Here is a 24,730-nt window from a genome sequence, read left to right as displayed (position 1 = left end):
ATATCGAGAGCAGTCGGAGTCAAGATGTTTTGCGATATATCTTGTAATCCGGGATGACGGCAGGCCGGGCGGTCCCTACATGTCGGATATGGCCGATCTGTTCGCGGGTATGGACCCCGCCCCTACCCAGCCCTCTCTGTCGGCCGACGCGCCGCTCGCCGACCGGTTGCGCCCGATGAAGCTGGCGGAGGTCGTGGGGCAGGACCACCTGACCGGGCCGGAGGGCGCGATCGGGCGGATGGTAGCGGCCGGACGACTGTCCTCCATGATCCTCTGGGGACCGCCGGGCACCGGCAAGACGACGATCGCGCGACTGCTCGCGGCGGAAGTCGGGCTGCGTTATGCCGCGATCTCGGCGGTATTTTCGGGCGTGGCGGATTTGAAGAAGGTCTTTGCCGAGGCGCGCGATCATGCCCGGCTGGGCCAGCGGACCCTGTTGTTCGTGGATGAGATCCACCGGTTCAATCGCGCGCAGCAGGATGGCTTCCTGCCTTTTGTCGAGGACGGCACCGTCACCCTGGTCGGCGCGACGACGGAGAACCCGTCCTTCGAACTCAACGCGGCGTTGCTCAGCCGGGCGCAGGTCTTGATTCTCCATCGGCTGGGCCAGCCAGCGCTCGAACAACTGCTGGAGCGGGCCGAGTCGTTGATGGAGCGCCCCCTGCCCCTGCAACCGGCCGCGCGCGATGCTCTGATCGCCAGTGCCGACGGCGACGGACGCTTCCTGCTCAACCAGGCCGAGACCTTGTTCGCAGTCGACCTGCCCGAACCGCTCGACGCCGCCGGGCTGTCGGCATTCCTGCAACGCCGGGTCGCGGTCTATGACAAGGATCGCGAGGGGCATTACAACCTGATCTCGGCGTTGCATAAGTCGATCCGCGGATCGGACCCGCAGGCGGCGCTCTATTATCTCGCCCGGATGCTGACGGCGGGCGAGGAGCCGCTTTACGTTCTCCGACGCCTGACCCGGACCGCGATCGAGGATATCGGGCTGGCCGATCCGCAGGCGCTGACCCAGTGTCTGGCCGCCAAGGATGCCTATGAGTTTCTCGGCTCGCCCGAGGGAGAATTGGCGATCGTGCAGGCATGTCTGTACTTGGCGACCGCGCCCAAATCCAACGCGGCGTACAAGGCGCAGAAACAGGCGTGGCGCACCGCGAAGGAAACCGGGTCGCTGATGCCGCCCGCCAATATCCTGAATGCGCCGACCAAGCTGATGAAGCAGATCGGTTACGGCGCGGGCTATCAATATGACCATGACGCTGATGGCGGCTTTTCCGGCGCGAATTACTGGCCGGACGAACTGCCGCCGCAGAGCTTTTACGAACCGTCCGGGCGGGGGTTGGAAAAGCGGATCGCCGAACGCATGGCGTGGTGGGACGAGCGGCGGCGGGCTCTGGCGCAGGCGGATGGCGACCATCACGGCTGATCGCTTTACCCAGTTCGTCGCGATCGACTGGTCGGGCGCGCACGGCACCGCGCATGACGGCATCCGGATCGCACGCTGCGCGACGGGCCGGGCCGCGCCGACGATCGTCGCGCCGCCGGGCCGTGCCTGGTCGCGCGAAGCGGTGGGCGAATGGCTGCTGGCGCAGGCGAACGAGCCCCTGCTGGTCGGGTTCGACTTCAGCTTCTCGGCCCCCTTCGTCGCGCGGGGCGCGCATCTGCCCGGCGATCCCGCGACGGCGGATGCGCGCGCGCTCTGGGCCTATGTCGACGAGAATAGCGACGATCCCGATCTCGGCGCACGCAGCTTTCTTGAGGCCCGGCGCGGGCAGCATTTCTACTTCGGCGCAGCGGATGGACGGAAAGCCGATTTCCTCCACTGGCGCACCTGCGAGATCGCGACGGACGGCACGCGCAAGCCGTCGACCGTCTATGACGCGATCGGCGCGTCGCAGGTGGCAAAGGCAAGTTTTGCGGGCATGCGGCTCTTGCGGCGGCTGGACGGCCGGATCGCGATCTGGCCCTTCGATCCGGTGCCGCTATCGGGTGCGCTGGTCGTCGAAATCTACACATCCGTTGCCGCGCGCGATGCCGGGCGTCCGCGTGGGCGGAGCAAGATGCGCAGTGCCGAGGCGCTGGACGAGGCCTTGGTCACGCTGGGCAGCGAACCGCACGATCCGCTTCATCGGTACGACGATCACACGACCGATGCGATCCTGACCGCCGCTTGGCTCCGCCAGGTGGCGGGGCGCGACGATCTTTGGCATCCGGCGGGCCTGACCCCGCTGATCGCGCAAACGGAGGGCTGGACCTTCGGCGTGTCTTGACGCTAGGGGGATCACAACGCCGGATTAGCACAGCGGTAGTGCAGCGGTTTTGTAAACCGAAGGTCGGGGGTTCGATCCCCTCATCCGGCACCATTTCCCATTCCGTTGCCGTTTTGGAATTGGCACCAAAAGCCCGCCGCTGCGTTACAGTGGCGGAATGATCAAGGTCGCCAGTTATAATATCCGAAAAGGCATCGGCGCGGACCGGCGGCGCAATCCCGACCGCATTCTGGATGTGCTACGCGAGGTCGACGCGGATGTAATCGCGCTTCAGGAGGCCGACCGGCGCTTCGGTGAGCGCGAAGGCGTCATCCCGCTCCACCTGCTCGACGACCATAGCGACTGGAAGCCCATCGTCTATGGCATGAAAGCCCGCTCGATGGGCTGGCACGGCAACACCATATTGGTGCGCAAGGCGACCCAGGTCCTGGACTTCGAGGCGATCCACCTCCCCTCCCTTGAGCCGCGCGGCGCGGTCATGGCCGATCTTCGCACCAAGGCGGGCGTGATCCGGGTGGTGGGTATGCATCTGGACCTGTCCGGCCTGTGGCGGCGGCGGCAGGCGGCGGCGATCCTCGCGCATCTGGCGAGTTGTCTGCACCGGCATCCGACCGTGATGATGGGCGACCTCAATGAGTGGACGCGCGCGGCGGGATGCCTGAAGGACTTCACGCGCGATTTCGCCGTGGCGGAGACGGGGCCGAGCTTCCATGCGATGCGTCCCCTCGGGCGGCTCGACCGGATCATGGTGTCGCCGGAATTGCGCATCGGGGAATGCGGCGTGCATGCGACACCGGCTTCACGGCGGGCATCGGATCATCTACCCATTTGGGCCATGGTCGGTCCTCGTTGATGCGCGAAAAGGAACTGCGACTGGCGCTGGTCTGCTATGGCGGGATCAGTCTGGCCGTATACATGCACGGCATCACCAAGGAAATCTGGCGGGTCGTGCGCGCCAGTCGTGCCTCGCATGAGGGCGATCCGCCCGCCTCGGCGGTCGATGCCGTCTATCACGAGTTGTTGGACGAGATGGCGGCACGCGGCGGAGTCCGTGTCCGTATCCTCGCCGACATCATCGCGGGTGCGAGTGCAGGCGGGATCAACGGCATCTTTCTGGGCCATGCCCTGTCGACCGGCCAGTCGCTCGACCCGCTGACCGATCTGTGGCTGGAGGCCGCCGACATCGAGTCGCTGATCGCTCCGGAGGCGGCGCCGACCTCGCGCTTTTCCAAGATGTGGGCGCTACCCATCGCCTGGATGGCGGCCGGACGCAGCGGTGAGAAGGTCGCGGCACTGGACGAGGATACCCGCGAGGAGGTGCGGACCAAGCTCGGCCATCTGATCCGATCGCGCTGGTTCGAGCCGCCTTTCGCCGCCGACGATTTCACCGGGCGCTTGCTCGATGCATTCGACCGCATGGCGCAGGCTCCGGCCGGCAAACGCCTGTTGCCGCCGGGCCAACCGCTCGACCTGTTCGTCACCGTCACCGATTTCACCGGCCAGCCGCAGCGGCTTCGCCTCCATTCGCCGAGCGAAGTGGTGGAAACCGAGCATCGCATGGTCGTCGACTTCACCGACAGCGGCGGCGGCAAGCTGGCGGCGATCCCCGAACTGGTATTCGCCGCGCGCGCGACGTCGAGTTTTCCTGGCGCTTTCCCGCCCTTCACCGTCGCCGAGCTCGACCGGGTGCTGGCGGCCCGCGACCAGGCGTGGCCCGAGCGCGATGACTTCCTGCGCCGTGTGCTGCCCCGCCATCATGCGGCGGGCGCGGCGGACAAGGCGGTGCTGATCGACGGATCGGTGCTGGTCAACGCGCCCTTCCGCCCCGCGATCGACGCGCTCGGCCGTCGCCCGGCGCGGCGGCAGGTCGATCGCCGCTTCGTCTATATCGATCCCTTTCCCGGCATGCATTTCCGCCTGCCCGGTGGCGGCGGTCATCCCGGCTTCTTCCAGACGATCATCGGCGCCATCAGCGAACTACCTCGCCAGCAGCCGATCCGCGACAATCTGGAAGCGATCGCCGCGCGGTCGGGCCGGATCGACCGGATGCAGGCGATCGTTGCCGCAATCCGGGAGGAAGTGGAGCAGGAAATCGAGCAGCTCTTCGGCGGCACCTTCTTCCTCGACCGTCCGACCGCCGCGCGCCTGGCCTCCTGGCGGGTGCGTGCGCAGGCTGCGGCGGCATCCAAGGCTGGGTTCAGCTATGCCGCCTATGGCCACTTGAAGCTGGCCAATGTCATCGACGGCATGGTCACGATCCTGGGCGAGGCGATGGGCGAGGACGGCCATCCGCGCCGCAACCGGCTGCGCGCGATGGTGGAACGGACGATCGCGGCCCGGTGCGTCGGGGGCGAGGCGATCAGCTTTACGGGCGGATCGAGCAACGGCGCCCGCACCTTCCTGCGCGCCTTCGATCTCGGCTATCGCATCCGTCGGCTGCGGCTGCTCGCCCGGCGTCTGACCGAGTTGGAGGCGGATCATAGCGAGGCCGAACTCGCACCGGTTCGCGACGCGATCTACGAATCGCTGGCCGAGTTTCTCGAACGCCAGAGCGGCGGCGCACACGGCGAACTCGCCAAGGATATCGGCGCGATCCGCGATGATGGCGGGCCGGTGCTCGATCAGCTCGAAGCGCGCCTCGACCTGATCCGGCTGGATGGAGAGACGGATGCGCGGCTGGCCGCCGCTTTTGCCGGGCTCCCCCGCGCGGCGCGGCGATCCCTGCTGCTCACCTATCTGGGATTTCCGTATTTCGACGTGGCGACGCTGCCGCTGCTTCAGGGTGAGGGGTTGGACGAATTCGATCCGATCAAGGTCGACCGCATCTCGCCGGACGACGCCACGGCGATCCGTGCCGGGGGTGCAGAGGCGACATTGAAGGGCATCCAGTTCCTGACCTTCGGCGCATTCTTCAGCCGCAGCTACCGCGAGAATGATTATCTCTGGGGGCGGCTGCACGGGGCGGAGCGGATGATCGACATCGCCGTGTCCACCCTGCCCGCCACCATTCGTTTGAAGCCCGGTGCGGTCGCCGCGTTCAAGCGCCGCGCATTCCTGGCGATCCTCGACGAAGAGGAGGAACGGCTGACCGCCATCGCGCCCCTGATCGCCTCGCTTCGCCGGGAGATCGGCTGAAGGCTGGTCATGCCCGGTCAACGCGGCTAGACCGCATCGCCAAGCGAGGTCCGCCGTCCCGTCAGGTGGGTGGCGAACCGGTGATGCGGAGAAACCCATGCAGTTCCTGAAAATGCTATTCTGGTGCCTGCTGGCCTTTCTGGCCGCGGCCTTCACGCTGGGGAACTGGACGACCGTACCGATCCGGCTGGTCGGCGGATTGGTGGCGGATGTGAATCTGCCGCTGCTGCTGTTCCTGACCTTCCTGCTCGGGCTGGTGCCGACGCTGATCTGGCAGCACGCCGCACGCTGGCGGTTGCGTCAGCGGCTGAGCGCGGCGGAAAGCGCACTGGCCGCCGCCACGGTCGAACCGGCGGTCCTTCCGTCGACCACGCCCGCCATCGTTCCCTCCCAGCCCCTGGTCTGATCCCTTCATGAGCAACCGCATCTACGTCGCCATCGATACGCCCGATCTGGCCCGCGCCCATGCCATGGCGCAGAAGGTCCGCCATCATGTCGGGGGACTGAAGCTCGGTCTGGAGTTCTTCTGCGCCCATGGTGCGGGCGGCGTGCGCGAGATGGCGCAGATCGGCCTGCCCGTCTTCCTCGACCTGAAGCTGCACGACATCCCCAACACCGTCGCCAAGGCGGTGCAGTCGCTCGGACCGTTGGCCCCCGCCATCCTGACCGTCCATGCCAGCGGCGGCCGCGCGATGCTGGAGGATGCCAAGGCGGCGGCGCCGACCGGCACCAAGGTCGTCGCCGTCACCATGCTGACCAGCCTGGACGCCAGCGATCTGACCGACACCGGCGTCACCGGATCGCCCGCCGACCATGTCCGTCGCCTGGCCGATCTGGCGGCGGAGTCGGGCGTGGACGGCATCGTCTGCTCGGGCGCAGAGGTGGCGGCGGTGAAGAAGGCGTGGCCCAAGGGCTTCTTCGTCGTCCCCGGCGTCCGTCCGGCAGACGGTGTGATCGGCGACCAGAAGCGGGTCGTCACGCCGCGTGCGGCGGTTGATGCCGGGGCCTCGATCCTGGTCATCGGTCGCCCGATCACCCAGGCGGACGACCCCGATGCCGCGGCACGCGCGATCGCCGCCACGCTCTGACCCGTTTTTCTCGGACCCTCCCATTCGGGGAAACGATCATGACCACCACTGCCAAGATCTGCGGACTGACGACGCCTGCCACGCTCGACGCCGCGCTGGGCGGCGGGGCCAGCCATGTCGGTTTCGTATTCTTTCCCGCCTCGCCCCGCCATTTGACCTTCGATATGGCGGCGGGGTTGGCGGGGCGCGTGCCCGATAATGTCCAGCGGGTCGGCGTGTTCGTCGATCCCGACGACCAGTTGCTGGAAGCGGCGGTACGCGCCGGAATGCTCGACGCGATCCAGCTTCATCGCACCGCGCCCGCGCGCGTCGCAGCGATCCGGGCGAAGTTCGGTCTAGAGGTCTGGGCGGCGGTCGCGATCAAGGCGCGTGGTGATGTCGAGAAGGCCCGTGACTATGCCGGCGCCGCCACCCTGATCCTCTATGATGCCAAGACCCCCGACGAGGCCTCGCTGCCCGGCGGCATGGGCCTGCGTTTCGACTGGAGCCTGCTCGACGGCGTGCGCCATCCGTTGCGCTGGGCATTGTCGGGTGGCCTGGACGCGGGCAATGTGGCCGAAGCCATTCGCCGGACCGGTGCGCCGCTGGTCGATGTGTCGTCGGGTGTCGAAAGCGCGCCGGGCGTCAAGGATATGGACAAGATCGCACGCTTCCTTAAAGCCGTTGCGACAAATCAGTGACAGGATCGTTTGCAGGGGTCGCCCCGCCAACGCCCAAGGAATAGACGATGAACGCCCCCAACTCCTTTCGCGCCCAGCCTGACGAGCGCGGCCATTTCGGTGATTATGGCGGCCGTTACGTCGCCGAGACGCTGATGCCGCTCATCCTCGACCTGGAGCGCGAATATCGCGCATCGCAGGTCGATCCGGCCTTCAAGGCCGAGTTCGACGGCTTGATGACCCATTATGTCGGCCGTCCCAGCCCGATGTACTATGCCGAGCGGTTGACGGAAATGCTCCGCGAGCAGGCTCCGCAAGGCAAGGGGCCGAAGGTCTATTTCAAGCGCGAGGAACTGAACCACACCGGCGCGCACAAGATCAACAACTGCATCGGCCAGATCCTGCTCGCCAAGCGGATGGGCAAGACGCGGATCATCGCCGAGACGGGCGCGGGCCAGCATGGCGTGGCGACCGCGACGGTGGCGGCGCGCTTCGGCCTGCCCTGCACCATCTTCATGGGCGCGCGCGATATCGAGCGGCAGGCGCCGAACGTCTTCCGCATGAAGTTGCTCGGGGCGGAGGTGCGCCCGGTGACATCGGGTGCGCAGACGCTGAAGGATGCGATGAACGAGGCGCTGCGCGACTGGGTCGCCAATGTCCACGACACCTTCTACATTATCGGCACCGCGGCCGGGCCCCACCCCTATCCGGAGATGGTCCGTGACTTCCAGTCGGTCATCGGCACCGAATCGCGGGCGCAGATCATGGAGGCTGAGGGCCGCCTGCCCGACCTGCTGGTCGCGGCGGTCGGTGGCGGGTCGAACGCCATCGGCCTGTTCCATCCGTTCCTTGACGATCCGGACGTCAAGATGCTGGGTATCGAGGCGGCGGGCCATGGCCTCGCCACCACCCAGCATGCCGCTAGCCTGACCGGCGGCAAGCCCGGCATCCTCCACGGCAACAAGACCTATCTCCTCCAGGACGAGGATGGCCAGATCACCGAGGCGCACTCGATCTCGGCCGGTCTCGACTATCCGGGCATCGGCCCCGAGCATAGCTGGCTGAACGACACCGGCCGTGTCGTCTATGAGGGCATCACCGATACCGAGGCGCTTGAGGCCTTTCAGCTTTGCTGCAAGATCGAGGGTATCATCCCGGCGCTGGAGAGCAGCCACGCGCTGGCGGGCCTTATCAAGCGTGCGCCGACGATGGACCGCGATCAGATCGCGCTCGTCAATATTTCGGGTCGCGGTGACAAGGACATCTTCACCGTCGCCGACGCCATGGGAGTGAAGATGTGAGCCGGATCGCCGACACCTTCGCGGCCTGCGCCCAGGCGAAGCGCGCCGCGCTCGTGACCTTCGTGACGGCGGGCGACCCGACGCCGGGCGACACCGCCGCGATCCTCGACGCGCTGGTCGAGGGGGGTGCCGATCTGATCGAGTTGGGGATGCCCTTCACCGATCCGATGGCCGATGGCCCCGCAATCCAGAAGGCCAATATCCGCAGCCTGGGGGCAGGCACCCGCACGGCGGATGTGCTTGCCATCGCCCAGGCGTTTCGCGCGCGTCATCCGGACGTGCCGCTGGTCCTGATGGGCTATGCCAACCCCATGACGGTGCGCGGTCCCGAATGGTTCGCGGAAGCCGCCAGCGAGGCCGGGGTGGACGGCGTCATCTGCGTCGACGTGCCTGCCGAGGAAGACGATGCGCTGGGCGTCGCGCTGCGCGCCAAAAGCGTGGCGTCGATCCGGCTCGCCACGCCGACCAGCGATGCCGCACGCCTGTCGACCATTTTGACGGGGGCGGACGGTTTCCTCTATTATGTCTCGGTCGCGGGCATTACCGGGCAGCAGCAGGCGGCGCAGTCCTCGATCGAGGACGCGGTCGCACGGTTGAAGGCGGCCACGCATCTGCCGGTCGCGGTCGGTTTCGGCGTCCGTACGCCGGAGCAGGCGGCGGCGATCGGCCGGGTCGCGGACGGCGTCGTCGTGGGCTCGGCGATCGTCGACCTGGTCGGCGAACATGGGGCCGATGCCCCCGCCCCGGTCCGCGCCTATATCCAAACTCTGTCGTCGGCGCTGGCCGATGCACGCAAGGAACTCGCATGAGCTGGCTTAACAGCGTCCGCAACGTCATCCCCTTCGTCGTCAAGAAGGAGACGCCCGATCATCTCTGGCACAAGTGCAAGGGATGCGGTCAGATGGTCTTCACCAAGGAGCTGGAGGACAATCTGAACGTCTGCCCGAAATGCGATCATCATGACCGTATCGGGCCCAAGGTGCGCTTCCGTCACCTGCTCGACGAGGGCAGCTGCAACGAGCTGCCCGCACCCAAGGTGCCGGAGGACCCGCTCAAGTTCCGCGACTCCAAGCGTTATGCCGATCGCCTGAAGGCGGCCCGCACGAGCGCCGCCGAGACGGACGCGCTGGTCAATGCGCGCGGCACCATCCATGGCCACAAGGTCGTGGTCGGCGTGCAGGACTTCGCCTTCATGGGCGGCTCGATGGGCCTGGCGGTCGGCGAGGCGTTCGTGCGCGGGGTCGAGGCGGCGATTGCGGACAATTGCCCCTATGTCATCTTCACCGCTTCGGGCGGCGCGCGGATGCAGGAAGGTATTCTCAGCCTGATGCAGATGCCGCGCACCACGGTTGCGATCCAGATGCTGCACGATGCGGGCCTGCCCTATATCGTCGTGCTGACTGATCCGACTTCGGGCGGCGTGATGGCGGCCTATGCGATGCTGGGCGATGTTCAGATCGCCGAACCCAAGGCAATGCTGGCCTTTACCGGCCGCCGTGTGATCGAGAACACCATCCGTGAAAAGCTGCCAGACGATTTCCAGACTTCGGAATATTATCTCAACCATGGAATGCTCGACATGGTGGTCCATCGCCGCGACCTGCGCGAGCGGCTGGCGACGGTCATCGGCTATCTGACGGGATCGCGCCACGCGGCGTGAGCCGTCGCCTTTTCCGATCGATCGCATTAGAGGGGCGGGCCGAGAGGTCCGCCTCTTTTCATATACGCCCATTAGAGACCGGCCCGATGCCCGACCATGCCCGTTCCGATCACCCGGCCGTCCAGGCGCAACTCGACCGGTTATGGAAATTGTCGCCGGGGGCCGATATTCTGGGGCTGGGCCGGATCACGACCCTGCTCGCGCGGCTGGGCGATCCGCAAAGGCATCTACCCCCGGTGTTTCATGTCGCTGGCACTAACGGCAAGGGGTCAACCTGCGCCTTTCTGCGCGCCGCGATCGAGGCCTCCGAGCAGAGCGTCCATGTCTATTCCAGCCCGCATCTCGTTCGTTTCAACGAGCGCATCCGGCTGAACGGCCAGTTGATCGACGACGATGCGTTGGCGGCGGTGCTCGACGACGTGCTGGACCATGCCGAGGGGATCGGGGCAAGCTTCTTTGAGGTGACGACGGCGGCAGCCTTCCTGATGTTTGCCCGCACGCCCGCATCGGCGGCGATTATCGAGGTCGGGTTGGGCGGTCGGCTGGACGCCACCAACGTCCTGCCGCAACCGGCGGTCTGCGGCATCGCGGCGCTTGGCATCGATCATGAGGCATTTCTGGGCCGCCGATTGACCGGCATCGCGCGCGAGAAGGCCGGGATCGCCAAGCCGGGCACGCCGCTCGTCACCATGGATTATCCCCGTCCCGTGCGTGAGGCGGTCGCGGAGGTCGCGGCGGCGGCTGGCGCACCTGTATTCGCACGGGGGCAAGCATGGTCGAGCAATTCGATTCGTGGCGGCGTCACCTATGAAGACCGTAACGGCCGCCTCACCCTGCCCCGACCGAGTCTGGCAGGCGCTCACCAGTCGCGCAACCTGGCTCTGGCAATTGCGATGCTGCGCCATCAGCAGGCCATTGTCGTGCCTGAGGATGCGTTGCGGGAGGCCGCCACATGCGCGTCTTGGCCTGCCCGGATGCAGCGACTGGGTCGGGGCCCACTGACCGAACGACTGGCCCCGACGACACAATGCTGGCTCGATGGGGCGCACAACCCCTCCGCCGCGACGCCGGTCGCGCGCGCCATGGCGGGGTGGCGTGAAGAGGGGCCGACCGCGCTCGTCTTGGGGATGCTGGCGAACAAGGAGGCTGGTCCGGTATTGGAGAAGCTGGGCCGCATGGTCGACCTGATCGTCACGGTGCCGGTGCCTGACCATGGCTGTCATGCGCCCGAGCATTTGGCCGAGCAGGCCCACGCGTTGGGCATGACGGCGGTCGCGGCCGGTGATCCGGCCCAGGCGCTGGCCATCGTCTCCGAGCGCTTGGACAAGCCAGCCCATGTCCTGATTGCCGGGTCCCTCTACCTCGCCGGACAGGTGCTGGCGCAGAACGGCGAGCCGCCGCGCTGACGCGACAAACAGATCATCGCATCCTCATTATTTGCGATTGACTATCAATAGCGGCTGATTAGCATGGGACCCGTAATCACGGAGTCCCAGCCGATGGCCGAAACCACCACCCTCGCAACCGCCCTGCCCCATATGCTGCCGGCCTGCCCTCATGCCCGGATCGCGCTGTTCGCGATCCGCCGGATGGGCGCACATGGGCTGGCGGATGCGCGGGCGGCGCATACGCTGTTCACCGTGTTCGGACAGGATTTTCGGCGGCCGCTGATCCTGATGCGGACGTTGATGGCCGATCTGGCCGCCCATGCGTCGGGCCAGATCGCGATCGCGCCCTGCTGCTGCGGGCGGATGACGGCGGCGGAGGCGGCATTGGTCACCGTCCTGGCGCAGATGGAGATTGCGCCGGAAAAGGCCCGCTTCCTGATGGCCGATCTACTCGGCATCCGTCGGGTCGACAGCGTGCTGGCGAGCGCCGCTGCCGTCAGTGCCGCCTTTGCCGATGAGGGGCGGCCGATCGCCTATTGAGGTGCAGGGTCGCGGCGGGTGTCGCCGTCGCCCTCGACACCCGCGCTGCCGATCGAGCGGTCGACCAGCCCCGATCGCGCCATCCACCAGAACAGGACGACGCCGGGCACCGCGACGACGGTGGTCAGCAGATAGAAATCGACATAGCCGAAGGTCTCGACCAATGCGCCCGCCGTCGTTCCACTCAGGATACGCCCGACCACGCTCGCCGCCGCCGAGATCAGGGCATATTGCGCAGCGGTGAAGCGCAGATCGGTCAGCGCCGAGAAATAGGCGACCACGGTGACGCCGCCGATCCCACTGGAGAAATTCTCGAACCCGATCGCACCCGCCATGCCCCAGTTTGAATGGCCGAGCGCCGCCAGCCCGGCAAAGGACAGGTTCGACACCGCCATCAGGACGAGGCTGATGAGCACCGATCGCTTCATGCCCAGCCGGGCATAGAGCACACCGCCGACGAACACCCCGATCAGCAGGGCCCAGAATCCGACCCCGACGTCATAGAGCGCGATCTCGTCCTTGCTGAACCCCAGATCGTTGAACAGCAACCGGAAGGTCAGGTTGGCGAGCGTGTCGCCGATCTTGTGGACCAGGATGAAGGCGAGGATGATGACCGCGCCCTGACGGCGGAAGAATTCGGCGAACGGGCCCACCACGGCGCGGACGAGCCCTTCGGTTGGCCGCTTGGCGGTGATTTCGTGATGGCGGGCGGGCTCGCCCATCACCAGCGCGGTCAGCACGGCGGGCAAGGCGAAGGCACAGCTGACCATATAGGCGACGCTCCAGCCCGCGCGCGTCGCGATGACGAGCGAGAGCGAGGCGACGAGCGCCGATCCGATCCGCCAGCCATATTGGCTCATCCCGGCCCCGACGCCCAGCTGGCGCGGTTCGAGCAACTCGATGCGATAGGCGTCGATCACGATGTCGAAGGTGGCGCCAGCCACGCCCAGCGCGATCGCGGCCATCGCCGTCTGCGCCAGCGATACACGCGGATCGGACAGGCCCAGGCCGATCGCAGCGGCGCAGACCAGCACCGCCACCACCAGCAGCCAGGACACGCGCTGACCCAGGCGATGGAGGACGGGGATTTTCACGCCCTCGACGATCCAGGCCCAAAGCCATTTCAGATTATAGGCCAGGATCACCAGCGCGAAGGCGGTAACACTCTTCTTTTCGATCCCCGCCTCCGCCAACCGGCTGGCCAGCGTGGCGTTGATCATGGTCAGCGGGAAGGCCGAGGATATGCCGAGCGCGAGCGAGGCCAGCGGTGCGCGTTCGACATAGGGCCGCACTCCATCCACCCAACGCGCACTCGCCATCCGTTAACCGCCCGCCTTATTGTAAAGCACGGACCGTATAGGGCTTGGCGACCAGGGGCAACGGGCGCTTGGTGGCAGGTGAGGCGTCACGCGCGGGCGAACAGGCGAAATCCGCTCGGCAATCGGCTGGGTGGCTTGCCAGCCCGCCGTTCCTCGATGACGTCGATCGCACCCAGCAGTTCGCGCGGGCCGTAGGGCTTCATCAATATGCCCTCCGCCAGATCCTCGGCGCCATCGGGGGGTGTGCCGGTGATGAACAGGACGGGGATGTCGCGGGCGTGAGCGGCGCGCGCAACGTCCAGCCCGCTGCCATCCGCCAGCCGGACATCGGCCAGGACCAGGTCGATCGCCGCGCCGCTTTCGATCAAGGTAACGGCCTTGCTGACCCGGTCGACGGTCGCCACCACCTCGTAATCGGCGTCGGTCAGGACATGCTCGTTGTCGAACGCGACCAACGGTTCGTCCTCGACCACGAGCAGCTTGACCAGTTGTCGCTTCTTACGCCCGAAGAATCTCATCGCGCTCTCGGCCTGTTCCTGCTGCCCCACTCGCTGGCGTAACGCTTTGTCCCCGGAAACGACGCAATTAATTTCCTTTGGCCGATACCCTCTGTATCAGCGTCGATCATGACACCTGATCAACGTATTGCCAAATTGCTCGCGCGGGCCGGAGTAGCATCCCGCCGCGAGGTCGAGCGCATGATCGCCGAGGGCCGGATCGCGCTGAACGGCGTGACGATCGACACGCCTGCGACCCTTCTCTCGACGCTCGACGGCGTGACCGTGGACGGCGAACCGGTCGCCGCGCCTGAACCCACGCGGCTGTTCCTCTATCACAAGCCCACCGGCCTGCTCGTCACCGAGCATGATCCCGCCGGGCGGCCGACCATCTATGACCGTCTGCCCGAGGGACTGCCGCGGCTGGTTCCGGTAGGGCGGCTCGACCTCAATACCGAGGGTCTGTTGCTGATGACGACGGATGGCGGGTTCAAGCGTCAGCTCGAACTGCCCGCCACCGGCGTCGAGCGGACCTATCGCGTCCGCGCCTATGGCGAGATCAGCCAGGCACAGCTGGAAGACCTGATCCACGGGATCGAGATCGACGGCATCCGTTATGGCCAGATCGACGCCAATCTCGAACGGCGGACCGGCGCCAATGTCTGGATCGAGATGACGCTGCGCGAGGGCAAGAACCGCGAGGTCCGCCGGGTGCTCGAACATCTGGGACTTCAGGTCAGCCGGTTGATCCGGCTTCGCTACGGCCCGTTCGTACTGGACGAATTGCCGGTCGGGGAGATCGGCGAGGTCAGGGGCGCCGACATCGTTGAGTTTCGCCGGTCGCTGGAGGGCGGCATTCCCGCCGATGCGATCCGGCCGACCAAGCCCAAGCCCGGCTTCCGCACCCCGCCGACCCGCGCCCCGAGCGAGCGTCCGACGCGGAACGCCGCGCCAGCGGCGCGTGATGGAATCGGCGAGCGCCCAAGGACGCAGGAACGCAGGGGGACGAGTGAGCGGCCCCGTCGTGACGATGGGCGGCCCTCCTCGTCCTATGGTGGGGGCGATCGCCCTGCCCGTGATGGCGTTCGGTCCGACCGGCCGCGTCGGGATGCCAATCCCTATGCCAAATCTCCGACCGGCGATCGTTCCGGTGCCGGTGGCCAGCGGACGTCACGCTATGATGACCGTGCGGAGCGGCCCGCCCGCGATGGTGCACGCTCCGACCGCCCGCGCCAGGGTGCCAAGCCCTATGCCAAATCTCCGATGGTCGAGGGTGTGCCCCGCTATAACGATCGGTCGAAGCGGCCCGCCCGTGACGGTGCCCGCTCCGACCGTCCGCGTCAGGATGCCAAGCCCTATGCCAAATCCCCCTCAGGCGATCGGTCCGCTCCCGGTGGACAGCGGCCAGCACGGGCCGATGGTCGCGGCGAGCGCCCTGCTCGTCCTTCGCGTGGCCCGCAGGGGGCGGCGGGTCGACCCACGAGGTCGGGGCGGCCCGACGGGGGCGGCTCGCGTCCCGGTCGGCCGGGAGGGCGGCGCTGATGCGCGTCATTGCCGGACAGTGGCGGGGGCGTCCGCTCGTCGCGCCCAAGGGCGATGTGACCCGCCCCACCGCGGACCGTACGCGTGAGGCGCTGTTCTCGATGCTGACCGCGCGTCTGGGAGATTTCGACGGGCTGGCGGTCGGCGATTTCTTCGCGGGCTCGGGCGCGCTCGGGATCGAGGCGCTGTCACGGGGCGCGGCGTCGTGCCTGTTCGTCGAGCAGGACCGTGCCGCGCTCGATGCCCTGCGGGCCAATCTCGCCAAGCTGGAGGCGCAGGGTGATGTTCGCGCGACGTCGGTGATGGCGCTGGGACCTGCCCGTGCGCCACTAGACCTGATCCTGATGGACCCGCCTTATGGAACGGGCGCGGGCAGCGTCGCGCTCGACAAGCTCGCGCGGCTGGGCTGGGTCGGCGCCGGCACCTGGATCAGCATCGAGACCGCCAAGCAGGAGGAGGTCGCACTCGCGGGCTTTACCGTCGATGCCTCACGCGTCCATGGCAAGGCACGACTGACCCTGTTGCGTCAGGGCTGAGCGACGGCCCTTCCCCGCATCAGCGACAGCCCGGCGAGGCTGAGCAGACCGGCGGCGACCAGATAGCCGCCGACGAAGTTCAGCCCGCCGCGCTCGGTCAGCGCCTGGGCGGCGATGGGGGCAAGCGCGCCGCCGATAATGCCGCCCAGATTGAAGGTCATCGACACCCCGGTATAGCGCACGCCCGCCGGAAACAGCGCGGGCAGCCAGCCGCCCAGCGGCCCATAGGCAAAACCCATCACGAACAACGCCAGCGCCAGCCAGACGAAGACGATGGCCAGCGACCCAGATCCCAGCATCGGCCCCATCGCGATCCCGACCAGCACGCATCCGGCAAAGCCGAGCCTGAGCATCATCGGTGCGCCGCGCCGGTCGGCCATCACGCTGGAGACGATGACGCCCAGCGCCAGGAACAGGATCGCGACCAGCTGGACGCCCAGGAATGCCTCGCGCGGATAGCCGAGAACCGTCGTGCCATGGCCCAGCGCAAAGGCGGTCGCGAGATAGAAGATGGCGAAGCACGCAATCACCCCGCCCGTCCCCGCCAACAGCGCGCGACTATGGCCTTGGAGCAATGTAGCGATGGGCACACGCGGCAGTGCCTCGGCCTTTTTCGCTTCGGCGAAGTCGGCCGTCTCGGTCAGACGCAGACGCACCCACAGGCCGAGCAGCACCAGCACTGCACTGGCGAGGAACGGCAGACGCCAGCCCCAGGCGCGGAACTGGTCGTCGGTCAGGATCAGCCCGAGGATCAGGAAGAAACCATTGGCCAGGATGAAGCCCACCGGTGCGCCGAGCGGCGGGAACATGCCCCAGGTGTTGCGCTTGCCAGGCGGGGCATTCTCGACCGCGAGCAACGCTGCGCCGCCCCATTCGCCGCCCAGGCCCAGCCCCTGCCCCAGCCTGGCCATGCACAATAGCAGCGGCGCGATCCATCCGGCCTGGGCATAAGTGGGCAGGAAGGCGATGGCGACGGTCGATCCACCCATCAGCATCAGGCTGACTACCAGCGTCGACTTTCGCCCCACCCGGTCGCCGAAATGCCCGAACGCAATGGCACCGACGGGCCGCGCGATGAAGGCCAGACCGAAGCTGGCATAGGACAGCAAAAGCTGCGCCGTTGCCGAGGAGGCCGGAAAGAAGAGCGGCCCGAACACCAGGGCCGCCGCCGTGGCGTAGATATAGAAATCGTAGAACTCGACCGCCGTGCCGGTCAGGCTGGCCAGCAGGATATGGCGGTGCGACGGGGGCGATCCATGGGTCATGCCCCGCTCGTGCAGAAGCGGAGCCCTGTCGTAAAGCCCTATCCGCTCACGCCGCCAGCGCGTGGGCCAGTTGGAGAAGCAGCCAATAGAGCGTGCCCGACAGCAGCATGGCGATCGGCAGGGTCATGATCCAGGCCAGCGCCATGTTCCGGATGGTCCGCATCTGAAGCCCTGCGCCATTGGCGACGGAGGCACCGGCAACGCCCGAAGACAGGATATGGGTTGTCGACACCGGAAGGGCGAAACGGTCGGCGAGCAGGATGGTGGCGGCCGCCATCAACTCGGCGGACGCGCCCATGCCATAGGTCAGATGGGTCTTGCCGATCCGCTCGCCCACGGTCACGACGATGCGCCGCCAGCCGACCATGGTGCCAAGCCCCAGCGCGAGTGCGACCGTGATCTTCACCCAAAGCGGAATGTAGCGCGTGCCACGCTCCAAATCCTTGGCATAGCTGTTTAGCGAGTCGACCTCGGCGGCGGTGAAGCGGCTCTTTGCGCCCTCGTCCTTCACGACCAGTCGCGTGGTGTCTAGGACGAGGTACATGTCGCTGCGAAGATTGGGAACGATTGCGGCAGGCACGCGGCTGAGCGCACCGTAATTCGCGATCCGCTCGCCAATGTCGCGCGACAGGACGGAAAGCCCGGCATAGACATTGGGACTGTCGATCGTCTTGGTCCGTACCCCGTCGACCACGACCGCGCGCGCCCGGTCGACGGACAGCGTCTCCCGGCCCCCATGTGCCGCATAGGCCGTTGAGGCGATCTGGGCGCTGTGCACGAAGGCGGGCATCGCGCTTTCGGGTAGCGTGCGGTTGAGGGCATAGGCCGTGGGCGCGCAGCCGATCAGGATCAGCATGATCAGCCCCATGCCCTTCTGCCCGTCATTGCCGCCATGCGCGAAGCTGACCGCCGTACAGGTGAAGATCAGGAGCGCCCGGATACCGCGCGGCGGCGGTGCATTGCCCTCCGGCTCGCGGTACAGCCGCTTGTCGCGCAGGAAGCGCTTCATCACCAGCAGCAGCATCAGCGCGCCGACAAAGCCGATCAGCGGACTGAACAGCAGCGCCGACAGCACTTTCCAGACCTGCGCCATGTCGACGCCGGAGGTGCCAGGGACATTCGACAGAAGCTGATTGGCCAGCCCCACGCCCAGGATCGATCCGATCAGCGCATGGCTCGACGAATTGGGCAGGCCGACCGCCCAGGTGGCGAGGTTCCAAAGAACCGCCGCCAGCAACAGGGCGAAGATCATCGCAAATCCACCCGCCGATCCGACATGCAGCATCAGGTCGATCGGCAACAGCGTGATAATCGAATAGGCCACCGCCCCGGTCGAAGTGACGACGCCAAGAAAGTTGAAGAAGCCCGACCAGACCACGGCCAGCGGTGCGGGCATCGAATGGGTGTAGATGACGGTCGCCACCGCATTGGCGGTGTCATGAAAGCCGTTGACGAATTCGAACCCCAGCGCGATCAGCAGCGCCAGACCCAGAAAGGCGAAGACCCCCATCGCCATCGGCTCGCCGACGCGCGCGGTGTCCACCGCGACGCTATACCCGGCATAGGCGAGGCCACCGACCAGCAAAGCGGTAAAGACCCAGCGCCCCATGGGGTGAAGTCCGGCGTCGAGACGCGGACCGCGAGCGCGGGATTCGGATTGGCCACCGGCGAGCGCATAGGATGTCATGACGGATATGCGTTGCGCCCTTCCGGTGACAATTTGATGACGACAAACACGGCGCGACGGATACACGCATCCAGCCGAGCGCGATCGTCGATGCGGTAGAGGTCGAGATCGGCGTCGTGGACGTTTCCATGACGCGCCCGGCGATGAAAGGATCGCGACGGGTGGTTGCCCCCATTGCAAACGTTCCCTAACTGTTCGCGATGACCGTCGCTTCCCCCGATCCCGCCGCTTCGCTGGCCGACTATCCCTATCTGCGATCGCTGAACGAGGCGCAGCGTGAGGCGGTACTGACGACCGATGGTCCCGTCCTGGTGCTGGCGGGGGCCGGCACCGGCAAGACGGCGGCGCTGACCGCGCGGCTGGCGCACCTGCTCTACACCCGCAAGGCCTGGCCGTCGGAGATCTTGTCGGTCACCTTCACCAACAAGGCGGCGCGCGAGATGCGCGAACGGGTCGGGCGGCTGGTCGGCGATGCGGTGGAGGGGATGCCGTGGCTGGGCACCTTCCACGCGATCGGTGCCAAGATGCTGCGCCGTCATGCCGAACTGGTCGGGCTGCAGTCCAATTTCAGCATCCTCGACACCGACGACCAATTGCGGCTGCTTAAACAGTTGATCGTCGCGGCGGATATCGACGAGAAGCGCTTTCCGGCGCGTGCGCTCGGTGGCCTGATCGACGAGTGGAAGAACAAGGGGCTGGTCCCTGCCGATATCGATGCGGGCGAAGCCGAGCGCTATGCCAATGGCCAGGGCGCTGAACTCTATCGGCAATATCAGGAGCGGCTGCGCAGCGTGAACGCCTGCGACTTCGGCGACCTGCTGCTCCATATGCTGACCATCCTGAAGACGCACCGCGACGTGCTTGAGCATTATCAGCAGCGCTTCCGCTACATCATGGTGGACGAATATCAGGACACCAACAGCGTCCAATATCTCTGGCTGCGGCTGCTGGCACAGGCGCGCAAGAATATCGCCTGTGTCGGCGATGACGACCAGTCCATCTATTCGTGGCGCGGCGCGCAGGTGGAGAATATCCTGCGGTTCGAACGCGACTTCCCTGGCGCCAAGGTGATCCGGCTGGAGCAGAATTACCGCTCCACCCCGCATATCCTGGGCGCGGCGTCGGGCGTGATCGCCAATAATGGCGGACGGCTGGGCAAGACGCTGTGGACCGAACTAGATGTGGGCGAAAAGGTCCGGGTGCTGGGCGTCTGGGACGGCCCCGAGGAAGCCCGCCGCGTCGGCGAGGAGATCGAGGCGGCAAAACGCTCCGGCACCTCTTATGGCGATATCGCCATTCTGGTGCGCGCCTCGCACCAGACCCGCGAGTTCGAAGACCGGTTCATCGCGATCGGCCTGCCCTATCGCATCGTCGGCGGCTTCCGCTTTTACGAGCGTGCCGAAATCCGCGACGCGCTGGCCTATTTGCGGGTCGTCAATCAGCCATCGGACGATCTGGCGTTCGAGCGGATCGTCAATGTCCCCAAGCGCGGGCTGGGCGACAAGGCGCTGTCCAAAATCCATCAATTGGCACGGGCCGAAGGCCTGCCGCTGACGATTGCGTCCGCGCGCATCCTCGACACCGACGAACTGACCCCGCAGGCGCGGCGGAGCCTGGGCAATCTGATCGGCGACATCGCGCGCTGGCGGGACATGGCGCGCGATCTGGCGCATCCCGAATTGGCCCGGCAGTTGCTCGACGAGAGCGGCTATACCGCCATGTACCAGAACGAAAAGTCGGCGGAGGCGGCCGGAAGGCTGGAGAATCTTTCCGAACTCGTCCGCGCGATGGAGGATTACGAGTCGCTGGGCGCGTTCCTGGAGCATGTCGCGCTGGTGATGGACCGTGACGGCGACCAGCGGGAACCCGAAGTGACGATCATGACCATCCACGCCGCCAAGGGGCTGGAATTCGACACGGTGTTCCTGGCGGGTTGGGAGGAAGGGCTGTTCCCCTCGCAACGCGCGATCGACGAGGGCGGGACGCGCAGCCTGGAGGAGGAGCGCCGCTTGGCCTATGTCGCCATCACCCGTGCGCGACGAAAGGCGATCATCCTCCACGCCGCCAATCGCCGCATCTACGGCCAGTGGACGTCGAGCCTGCCCAGCCGCTTCGTCGGCGAATTGCCGCCCGAGCATATCGAGAGCGAGACCAGCATGACCGGCGGCGAGAGCCTGTGGCGAGCCAACTGGTCCGAACATGCCGACCCCTTCGCCAATGTCGCGCGGGGCACCGGCCGGGGGCCGGGCTGGCAGCGGGCGGCAACGGGGCAGAATGCCGCCCCCGCCCGGCCTGCGCGGATCGTCGAGTCCCGCTCACCCTCGGTCGGGCTGGGGCAGAAGGGGCGCGATGACCTGAGCGTCGGCGACCGCGTCTTCCACCAGAAATTCGGCTATGGCGAGATCGCCGCGATCGAAGGCAACAAGCTGGAGATCGATTTCGAGCAGGCCGGGCGCAAGCGGGTGATGGACAGCTTCGTCACCAAGGGGTGAGGCGCCTCGCCGTTCAGGAACCATATCAGTGCGCAACCGTATCGGTCGCCTCACCCGATCACCGGGTCTAGGAGGGACAGGACCGATGGGCTTTCGCCGTCTGACCATCATGGCAATCACGACGGCCGTCACGATGACGGCCGTTCCCGCCGCGGCCCAGACCGCAGCCGATGACGCCCGATTCCGGGCGGCGCAGGCGCGTTTCAACCGCGAATATCAGCTCTATCACCAGGAAGTCGACCTGTACCTCTCGCGGGTCGGTCGCGGTTATGACGATGGCGGCTATCGTCCCGGCCCGCCGCCGCCCGGTCCGGGCCCCGGCGGTTACCGGGTTGCCCCGCCGGTTCCGGCGGACGGCTATGACCGTAATGCCGAACCCTATTATGATCCGGTCGGCGACTATCGCGAGGGTTCGCAATATCGCGAGCGGGTTCTGCAACCCCAGGACCGGGTCTATGCGGGCACCGATGGCCGCTATTATTGCCGCCGTCCGGACGGCACGACCGGCCTGATCATAGGCGGCGCGGCGGGCGGTATTCTCGGTAATCTGGTCGGCGGGCGCAGCAGCACCATCGCCACGCTGCTAGGGGCCGCCGGCGGCGCGCTGGCCGGACGCTCGATCGAGCAGAACCAGGTTCGCTGCCGCTGATCGTCAATCGGCGCCGCGCCCATGAGGGGGCGGCGCTCCGATCGGCATGACCCTCAGGCCGGATCGATCATCATCAGCGCGGCACCCTGATATTTCTCGGCGTCGCGTTCCAGCAGGGCGCTGGGGGTGAAGCGGCGCGGAGTCAGGCGCAGCGCACCCAGCCCGGCGAGCTTGAACGTCCCCATCTTCTCTTCGCGCGGCGGTTTGCCGTCGCGCTCGATCGTCGTGGCATCGACATAAAGTTCGTCGTGCCGCGTGTAGATCACATGGGGTGCCAGCACCACTTCGCCGCGATTGTACATGGCGGACACCGCCCGCATCTTGACGATGGCTTCGAAGATGATGGCGGGAGCGCCTGCCGCCGGTTCAGCCGGACGGCGCTCGGTCGTCGTCATATCGGTCATCCCCTGCATTTGCCCGTCCTGCCGCAACGCAGCAAGAGCCTTATTGCCCCATCGGCCTTCGGAAAAAAGCCGGGCGCTCGTCACGCCCGGCTTGCGCAATTACCGTTTTGGCGCATCCATCAGTTTCTGCGCGAAATAAACCATCTGCTGCGCATTCAATCGCGCACCTTGTGCAATGTCGGCGTCGCCGGAGTGGCCGCCTGCCGTATCCTCGTAAAAAAGATAGGGTATGCCATATTCCGACAGGCGCGCGGCGAATTTGCGCGCGTGCTGCGGCCCGACGCGATCGTCCTTGGTCGTCGTCCAAATATAGGGCTCGGGATAGGCCACGCCCTTACGGATATTGGCATAGGGCGAAATCTTGCGCAGGAAGGCGGCCTCTTCGGGCACGTCGATCGAGCCATATTCGTCGGTCCACGAATCGCCCGCCGCGATCTTCTGATACCGGACCATGTCGAGCAGCGGCACCTGGATCGTCACCGCCTTCCACAGATCGGGATGCTGGGTCAATTCGACACCCATCAGCAAACCGCCGTTGGAGCCGCCATAGATACCCAGCTTCTGTGGATTGGTGATGTGGCGCGCGAACAGGTCCTTCGCCACCGCGGCAAAGTCGTCATAGATGATCTGCCGCTTGGTCTTGCGCCCCGCATCATGCCATTTCGGCCCGAACTCGCCGCCGCCCCGGATATTGGCAAGGACATAGGCACCACCCCGCTCGGTCCAGATCTTGCCGGTCGACCCCAGATAATAGGGCGTCATCGCGACGTCGAACCCGCCATAGGCCGTCATCAGCGTCGGGATCGTACCATCAAGCTTCGCGCCGTTGGGCAATACGACAAAATAGGGGATTTTGGTGCCGTCGGTCGACGTCGCCTCATATTGATGGACGGTCGTGCCGGTCGCATCGAAACGGGCGGGAAGCGTCTTAAGTATCCGGGGCGCGGCGGGATGCCCGGCGTCGAAGCTTGACAAAATGGTCGGGGTCGTGAAGCCCGACGTCGTCAGATAGACGATGTCCGAACGGTCGCTGGTGCTGACGACATTCACCGCCATATTGTCGGGCACCTGCACCGCTGAGGCGGACCAGCCCGTCGCGGTGGGTGCAAAATCGCTCACGCGCCCGCGGACATTGTCGATATAATCGACGAGGACCCGGTCCCTGGTCGTCGAAACGCCCTCGACCGACTGACGGTCGGTTGGCGTGAACAGGGTGCGTGGGGTGATCGTGCCCGCTTCCAGTTCGGACAGCGGCGCCCAGACGACCGCACCGGCCGGATGACCGCCCCAGGGATCGCTGGTCTGGAAGATGACCCGACCATCGACCATCCCGACCGGAAAGGCGCGCGGGGGCATGGCGATCGGCCTGGCTCCGCCGGTCGGTGTCCAGAACAGCTTGTCGCCACCGAAGAAGGTCTTGCGACGATCGATCACCACGGCGCGGTGCCCCTGGGCGTCGGTCAGGACGCTGGCATAGGTGCCGAGTTCATCGGTCTGCGCGCCGCGATAAATCTCCTGCGCCTGATCGAGCGGCTGGCCGCGCTTCACCATCTTCACGACGAAGGGGTAGCCGGACTTGGTCAACGTCCCCGCCCCCCAGTCACGGCTGACGAGCAGCGTGTCCTTGTCGAGCCATGCGGCGTCCTGTTTCGAGGTCGACAGGCGGAAGCCGCCCGGCACGAACTGGCCCGCCTGCATATCGAACTCGCGATATTCGATCGCATCCTCGCCCCCCTCGGACAGCGCGACCAGGCAGAGCCGCTCTTCGGGGCTGAGGCAGGTCACACCCTTCCAGACCCATTTCTTGCCTTCCGCCTTGCTGAGCGCATCCAGGTCGAGCAGCGTCGTCCATTTCGGATTGGCCGAGGCATAATCGGCCTCGGTCGTCCAACGCCACAGCCCCTGCGGATGGTCGGTATCGCGCCAGAAATTGACGATACGGCCGTAAAGCTGGCCCGGCATCGGAATACGGTCCTTGGCCGAAGCAATCGCCAGAGCCTCGGAATAGAAGGTCTTGTAGCGGGGATCGTTCTGGAGGCGCGGCAGCGTCTTGGCATTTTCCGCCTCGACCCAGGCCAGTGCCTTGGGGCCGTCCTTGTCTTCCAGCCAGATATAGGGATCATTCTCGGTCATCGGGCGCATCTGGGCCATGGCAGGCCCCGCGACAAGTTGTCCGGCCAGCATCGTCCCCGCCAGCATCCCACGCCATCCCCGCATTCCGTCACGCTCCCTCTCAATCGTGCATGATGGCAATGTGACTTCATCACGTGGCTGTGGCAATCGGCCCTTGTTACT

22 protein-coding genes and 1 tRNA gene are annotated in these 24,730 nt (G+C 66.3%); 17 read left to right on the top strand and 6 right to left on the bottom strand.

Going from position 1 to position 24,730, the window contains the following annotated elements:
* The first annotated feature begins 88 nt into the window (after positions 1-88).
* From U1H82_RS14170 to U1H82_RS14110, 13 genes are all read left to right on the top strand, one after another.
* Positions 89-1,429: a replication-associated recombination protein A gene (locus U1H82_RS14170; RefSeq protein WP_322965646.1), complete on the top strand. Its 1,341-nt coding sequence runs from the start codon at positions 89-91 to the stop codon at positions 1,427-1,429.
* Positions 1,410-2,273, top strand: a complete 864-nt coding sequence (locus U1H82_RS14165; RefSeq protein WP_322965606.1) for a hypothetical protein — start codon at positions 1,410-1,412, stop codon at positions 2,271-2,273. The genes U1H82_RS14170 and U1H82_RS14165 overlap by 20 nt, the downstream gene beginning before the upstream one ends.
* 18 nt (positions 2,274-2,291) lie before the next feature.
* Positions 2,292-2,366: transfer RNA gene (locus U1H82_RS14160), tRNA-Thr, on the top strand.
* Between the two features lie 64 nt (positions 2,367-2,430).
* On the top strand, positions 2,431-3,126 hold the full coding sequence (locus U1H82_RS14155) for an endonuclease/exonuclease/phosphatase family protein (RefSeq protein ID WP_322965605.1): 696 nt from the start codon (positions 2,431-2,433) through the stop codon (positions 3,124-3,126).
* Positions 3,126-5,408, top strand: coding sequence for a patatin-like protein (locus U1H82_RS14150; RefSeq protein WP_322965645.1), 2,283 nt, complete (start codon positions 3,126-3,128; stop codon positions 5,406-5,408). The genes U1H82_RS14155 and U1H82_RS14150 overlap by 1 nt, the downstream gene beginning before the upstream one ends.
* Positions 5,409-5,505: 97 nt before the next feature.
* A complete protein-coding gene (locus U1H82_RS14145) occupies positions 5,506-5,814 on the top strand; it encodes a hypothetical protein (protein ID WP_322965604.1) in 309 nt (102 codons plus the stop codon).
* A 7-nt stretch (positions 5,815-5,821) separates the two neighbouring features.
* Positions 5,822-6,496, top strand: a complete 675-nt coding sequence (pyrF, locus tag U1H82_RS14140; RefSeq protein WP_322965603.1) for an orotidine-5'-phosphate decarboxylase — start codon at positions 5,822-5,824, stop codon at positions 6,494-6,496.
* A gap of 38 nt (positions 6,497-6,534) precedes the next feature.
* Positions 6,535-7,176: a phosphoribosylanthranilate isomerase gene (locus tag U1H82_RS14135; protein ID WP_322965602.1), complete on the top strand. Its 642-nt coding sequence runs from the start codon at positions 6,535-6,537 to the stop codon at positions 7,174-7,176.
* A 47-nt stretch (positions 7,177-7,223) separates the two neighbouring features.
* Positions 7,224-8,456, top strand: a complete 1,233-nt coding sequence (trpB, locus tag U1H82_RS14130; RefSeq protein WP_322965601.1) for a tryptophan synthase subunit beta — start codon at positions 7,224-7,226, stop codon at positions 8,454-8,456.
* Positions 8,453-9,265: a tryptophan synthase subunit alpha gene (gene trpA, locus U1H82_RS14125; protein ID WP_322965600.1), complete on the top strand. Its 813-nt coding sequence runs from the start codon at positions 8,453-8,455 to the stop codon at positions 9,263-9,265. The genes trpB and trpA overlap by 4 nt, the downstream gene beginning before the upstream one ends.
* On the top strand, positions 9,262-10,116 hold the full coding sequence (gene accD / locus U1H82_RS14120) for an acetyl-CoA carboxylase, carboxyltransferase subunit beta (protein ID WP_322965599.1): 855 nt from the start codon (positions 9,262-9,264) through the stop codon (positions 10,114-10,116). Before trpA ends, accD begins: the two co-directional genes overlap by 4 nt.
* A gap of 86 nt (positions 10,117-10,202) precedes the next feature.
* Entirely contained in the window at positions 10,203-11,522 is a 1,320-nt protein-coding gene (locus U1H82_RS14115) for a bifunctional folylpolyglutamate synthase/dihydrofolate synthase (protein WP_322965598.1), read from the top strand.
* A 93-nt stretch (positions 11,523-11,615) separates the two neighbouring features.
* Entirely contained in the window at positions 11,616-12,044 is a 429-nt protein-coding gene (locus U1H82_RS14110; protein WP_322965597.1) for a DUF6628 family protein, read from the top strand.
* On the opposite strand, the gene U1H82_RS14105 is transcribed toward U1H82_RS14110, so the two are convergent.
* Positions 12,038-13,363, bottom strand: coding sequence for an AmpG family muropeptide MFS transporter (locus tag U1H82_RS14105; RefSeq protein ID WP_322965596.1), 1,326 nt, complete (start codon positions 13,361-13,363; stop codon positions 12,038-12,040). The genes U1H82_RS14110 and U1H82_RS14105 overlap by 7 nt on opposite strands.
* Positions 13,364-13,449: 86 nt before the next feature.
* On the bottom strand, positions 13,450-13,881 hold the full coding sequence (locus U1H82_RS14100) for a response regulator (RefSeq protein ID WP_322965595.1): 432 nt from the start codon (positions 13,879-13,881) through the stop codon (positions 13,450-13,452).
* A gap of 108 nt (positions 13,882-13,989) precedes the next feature.
* Here U1H82_RS14100 and U1H82_RS14095 point away from each other — a divergent pair, with 108 nt between their 5' ends.
* Entirely contained in the window at positions 13,990-15,402 is a 1,413-nt protein-coding gene (locus tag U1H82_RS14095) for a pseudouridine synthase (RefSeq protein ID WP_322965594.1), read from the top strand.
* Positions 15,402-15,938, top strand: a complete 537-nt coding sequence (gene rsmD, locus U1H82_RS14090; protein ID WP_322965593.1) for a 16S rRNA (guanine(966)-N(2))-methyltransferase RsmD — start codon at positions 15,402-15,404, stop codon at positions 15,936-15,938. The genes U1H82_RS14095 and rsmD overlap by 1 nt, the downstream gene beginning before the upstream one ends.
* On the opposite strand, the gene U1H82_RS14085 is transcribed toward rsmD, so the two are convergent.
* Together U1H82_RS14085 and U1H82_RS14080 are read right to left on the bottom strand one after the other, a co-directional pair.
* A complete protein-coding gene (locus U1H82_RS14085; RefSeq protein ID WP_322965592.1) occupies positions 15,929-17,203 on the bottom strand; it encodes an MFS transporter in 1,275 nt (424 codons plus the stop codon). The genes rsmD and U1H82_RS14085 overlap by 10 nt on opposite strands.
* Positions 17,204-17,249: 46 nt before the next feature.
* Positions 17,250-18,890 (bottom strand): inorganic phosphate transporter, encoded by a 1,641-nt coding sequence (locus U1H82_RS14080; RefSeq protein ID WP_322965591.1) that lies wholly within the window; start codon positions 18,888-18,890, stop codon positions 17,250-17,252.
* 200 nt (positions 18,891-19,090) lie between these two features.
* Between U1H82_RS14080 and U1H82_RS14075 the strand changes: the two genes are divergently transcribed.
* Positions 19,091-21,382: an ATP-dependent helicase gene (locus U1H82_RS14075; protein ID WP_322965590.1), complete on the top strand. Its 2,292-nt coding sequence runs from the start codon at positions 19,091-19,093 to the stop codon at positions 21,380-21,382.
* An 85-nt stretch (positions 21,383-21,467) separates the two neighbouring features.
* Positions 21,468-22,031, top strand: a complete 564-nt coding sequence (locus U1H82_RS14070; RefSeq protein WP_322965589.1) for a glycine zipper 2TM domain-containing protein — start codon at positions 21,468-21,470, stop codon at positions 22,029-22,031.
* A 53-nt stretch (positions 22,032-22,084) separates the two neighbouring features.
* Here U1H82_RS14070 and U1H82_RS14065 read toward each other — a convergent pair whose 3' ends face one another.
* Complete coding sequence (locus U1H82_RS14065; RefSeq protein ID WP_322965588.1) at positions 22,085-22,426, bottom strand: hypothetical protein; 342 nt, start codon at positions 22,424-22,426, stop codon at positions 22,085-22,087.
* Positions 22,427-22,534: 108 nt separating this feature from the next.
* A complete protein-coding gene (locus tag U1H82_RS14060; RefSeq protein ID WP_322965587.1) occupies positions 22,535-24,652 on the bottom strand; it encodes a prolyl oligopeptidase family serine peptidase in 2,118 nt (705 codons plus the stop codon).
* Positions 24,653-24,730 lie beyond the last annotated feature (78 nt).

Source organism: Sphingomonas fuzhouensis (genome assembly GCF_034659795.1).
Taxonomy (GTDB): domain Bacteria; phylum Pseudomonadota; class Alphaproteobacteria; order Sphingomonadales; family Sphingomonadaceae; genus Sphingomonas; species Sphingomonas fuzhouensis.
The sequence above is the reverse complement of the archived record's forward strand: the minus strand, read 5'-3'. Positions and strand labels throughout refer to the sequence as shown.

What these genes read in the sequence shown, in the direction of transcription:
- trpB (WP_322965601.1), top strand. Translation starts at nt 7,224, where the DNA reads ATGAACGCCCCCAACTCCTTTCGCGCCCAGCCTGACGAGCGCGGCCAT.
- U1H82_RS14095 (WP_322965594.1), top strand. Translation starts at nt 13,990, where the DNA reads ATGACACCTGATCAACGTATTGCCAAATTGCTCGCGCGGGCCGGAGTA.
- U1H82_RS14080 (WP_322965591.1), bottom strand. Translation starts at nt 18,890, where the DNA reads ATGACATCCTATGCGCTCGCCGGTGGCCAATCCGAATCCCGCGCTCGC.
- U1H82_RS14110 (WP_322965597.1), top strand. Translation starts at nt 11,616, where the DNA reads ATGGCCGAAACCACCACCCTCGCAACCGCCCTGCCCCATATGCTGCCG.
- pyrF (WP_322965603.1), top strand. Translation starts at nt 5,822, where the DNA reads ATGAGCAACCGCATCTACGTCGCCATCGATACGCCCGATCTGGCCCGC.
- U1H82_RS14060 (WP_322965587.1), bottom strand. Translation starts at nt 24,652, where the DNA reads ATGCGGGGATGGCGTGGGATGCTGGCGGGGACGATGCTGGCCGGACAA.
- U1H82_RS14165 (WP_322965606.1), top strand. Translation starts at nt 1,410, where the DNA reads ATGGCGACCATCACGGCTGATCGCTTTACCCAGTTCGTCGCGATCGAC.
- U1H82_RS14115 (WP_322965598.1), top strand. Translation starts at nt 10,203, where the DNA reads ATGCCCGACCATGCCCGTTCCGATCACCCGGCCGTCCAGGCGCAACTC.
- U1H82_RS14170 (WP_322965646.1), top strand. Translation starts at nt 89, where the DNA reads ATGGCCGATCTGTTCGCGGGTATGGACCCCGCCCCTACCCAGCCCTCT.
- U1H82_RS14075 (WP_322965590.1), top strand. Translation starts at nt 19,091, where the DNA reads ATGACCGTCGCTTCCCCCGATCCCGCCGCTTCGCTGGCCGACTATCCC.
- U1H82_RS14065 (WP_322965588.1), bottom strand. Translation starts at nt 22,426, where the DNA reads ATGACGACGACCGAGCGCCGTCCGGCTGAACCGGCGGCAGGCGCTCCC.
- rsmD (WP_322965593.1), top strand. Translation starts at nt 15,402, where the DNA reads ATGCGCGTCATTGCCGGACAGTGGCGGGGGCGTCCGCTCGTCGCGCCC.
- U1H82_RS14085 (WP_322965592.1), bottom strand. Translation starts at nt 17,203, where the DNA reads ATGACCCATGGATCGCCCCCGTCGCACCGCCATATCCTGCTGGCCAGC.
- U1H82_RS14155 (WP_322965605.1), top strand. Translation starts at nt 2,431, where the DNA reads ATGATCAAGGTCGCCAGTTATAATATCCGAAAAGGCATCGGCGCGGAC.
- U1H82_RS14100 (WP_322965595.1), bottom strand. Translation starts at nt 13,881, where the DNA reads ATGAGATTCTTCGGGCGTAAGAAGCGACAACTGGTCAAGCTGCTCGTG.
- U1H82_RS14135 (WP_322965602.1), top strand. Translation starts at nt 6,535, where the DNA reads ATGACCACCACTGCCAAGATCTGCGGACTGACGACGCCTGCCACGCTC.
- U1H82_RS14150 (WP_322965645.1), top strand. Translation starts at nt 3,126, where the DNA reads ATGCGCGAAAAGGAACTGCGACTGGCGCTGGTCTGCTATGGCGGGATC.
- U1H82_RS14070 (WP_322965589.1), top strand. Translation starts at nt 21,468, where the DNA reads ATGGGCTTTCGCCGTCTGACCATCATGGCAATCACGACGGCCGTCACG.
- U1H82_RS14105 (WP_322965596.1), bottom strand. Translation starts at nt 13,363, where the DNA reads ATGGCGAGTGCGCGTTGGGTGGATGGAGTGCGGCCCTATGTCGAACGC.
- accD (WP_322965599.1), top strand. Translation starts at nt 9,262, where the DNA reads ATGAGCTGGCTTAACAGCGTCCGCAACGTCATCCCCTTCGTCGTCAAG.
- U1H82_RS14145 (WP_322965604.1), top strand. Translation starts at nt 5,506, where the DNA reads ATGCAGTTCCTGAAAATGCTATTCTGGTGCCTGCTGGCCTTTCTGGCC.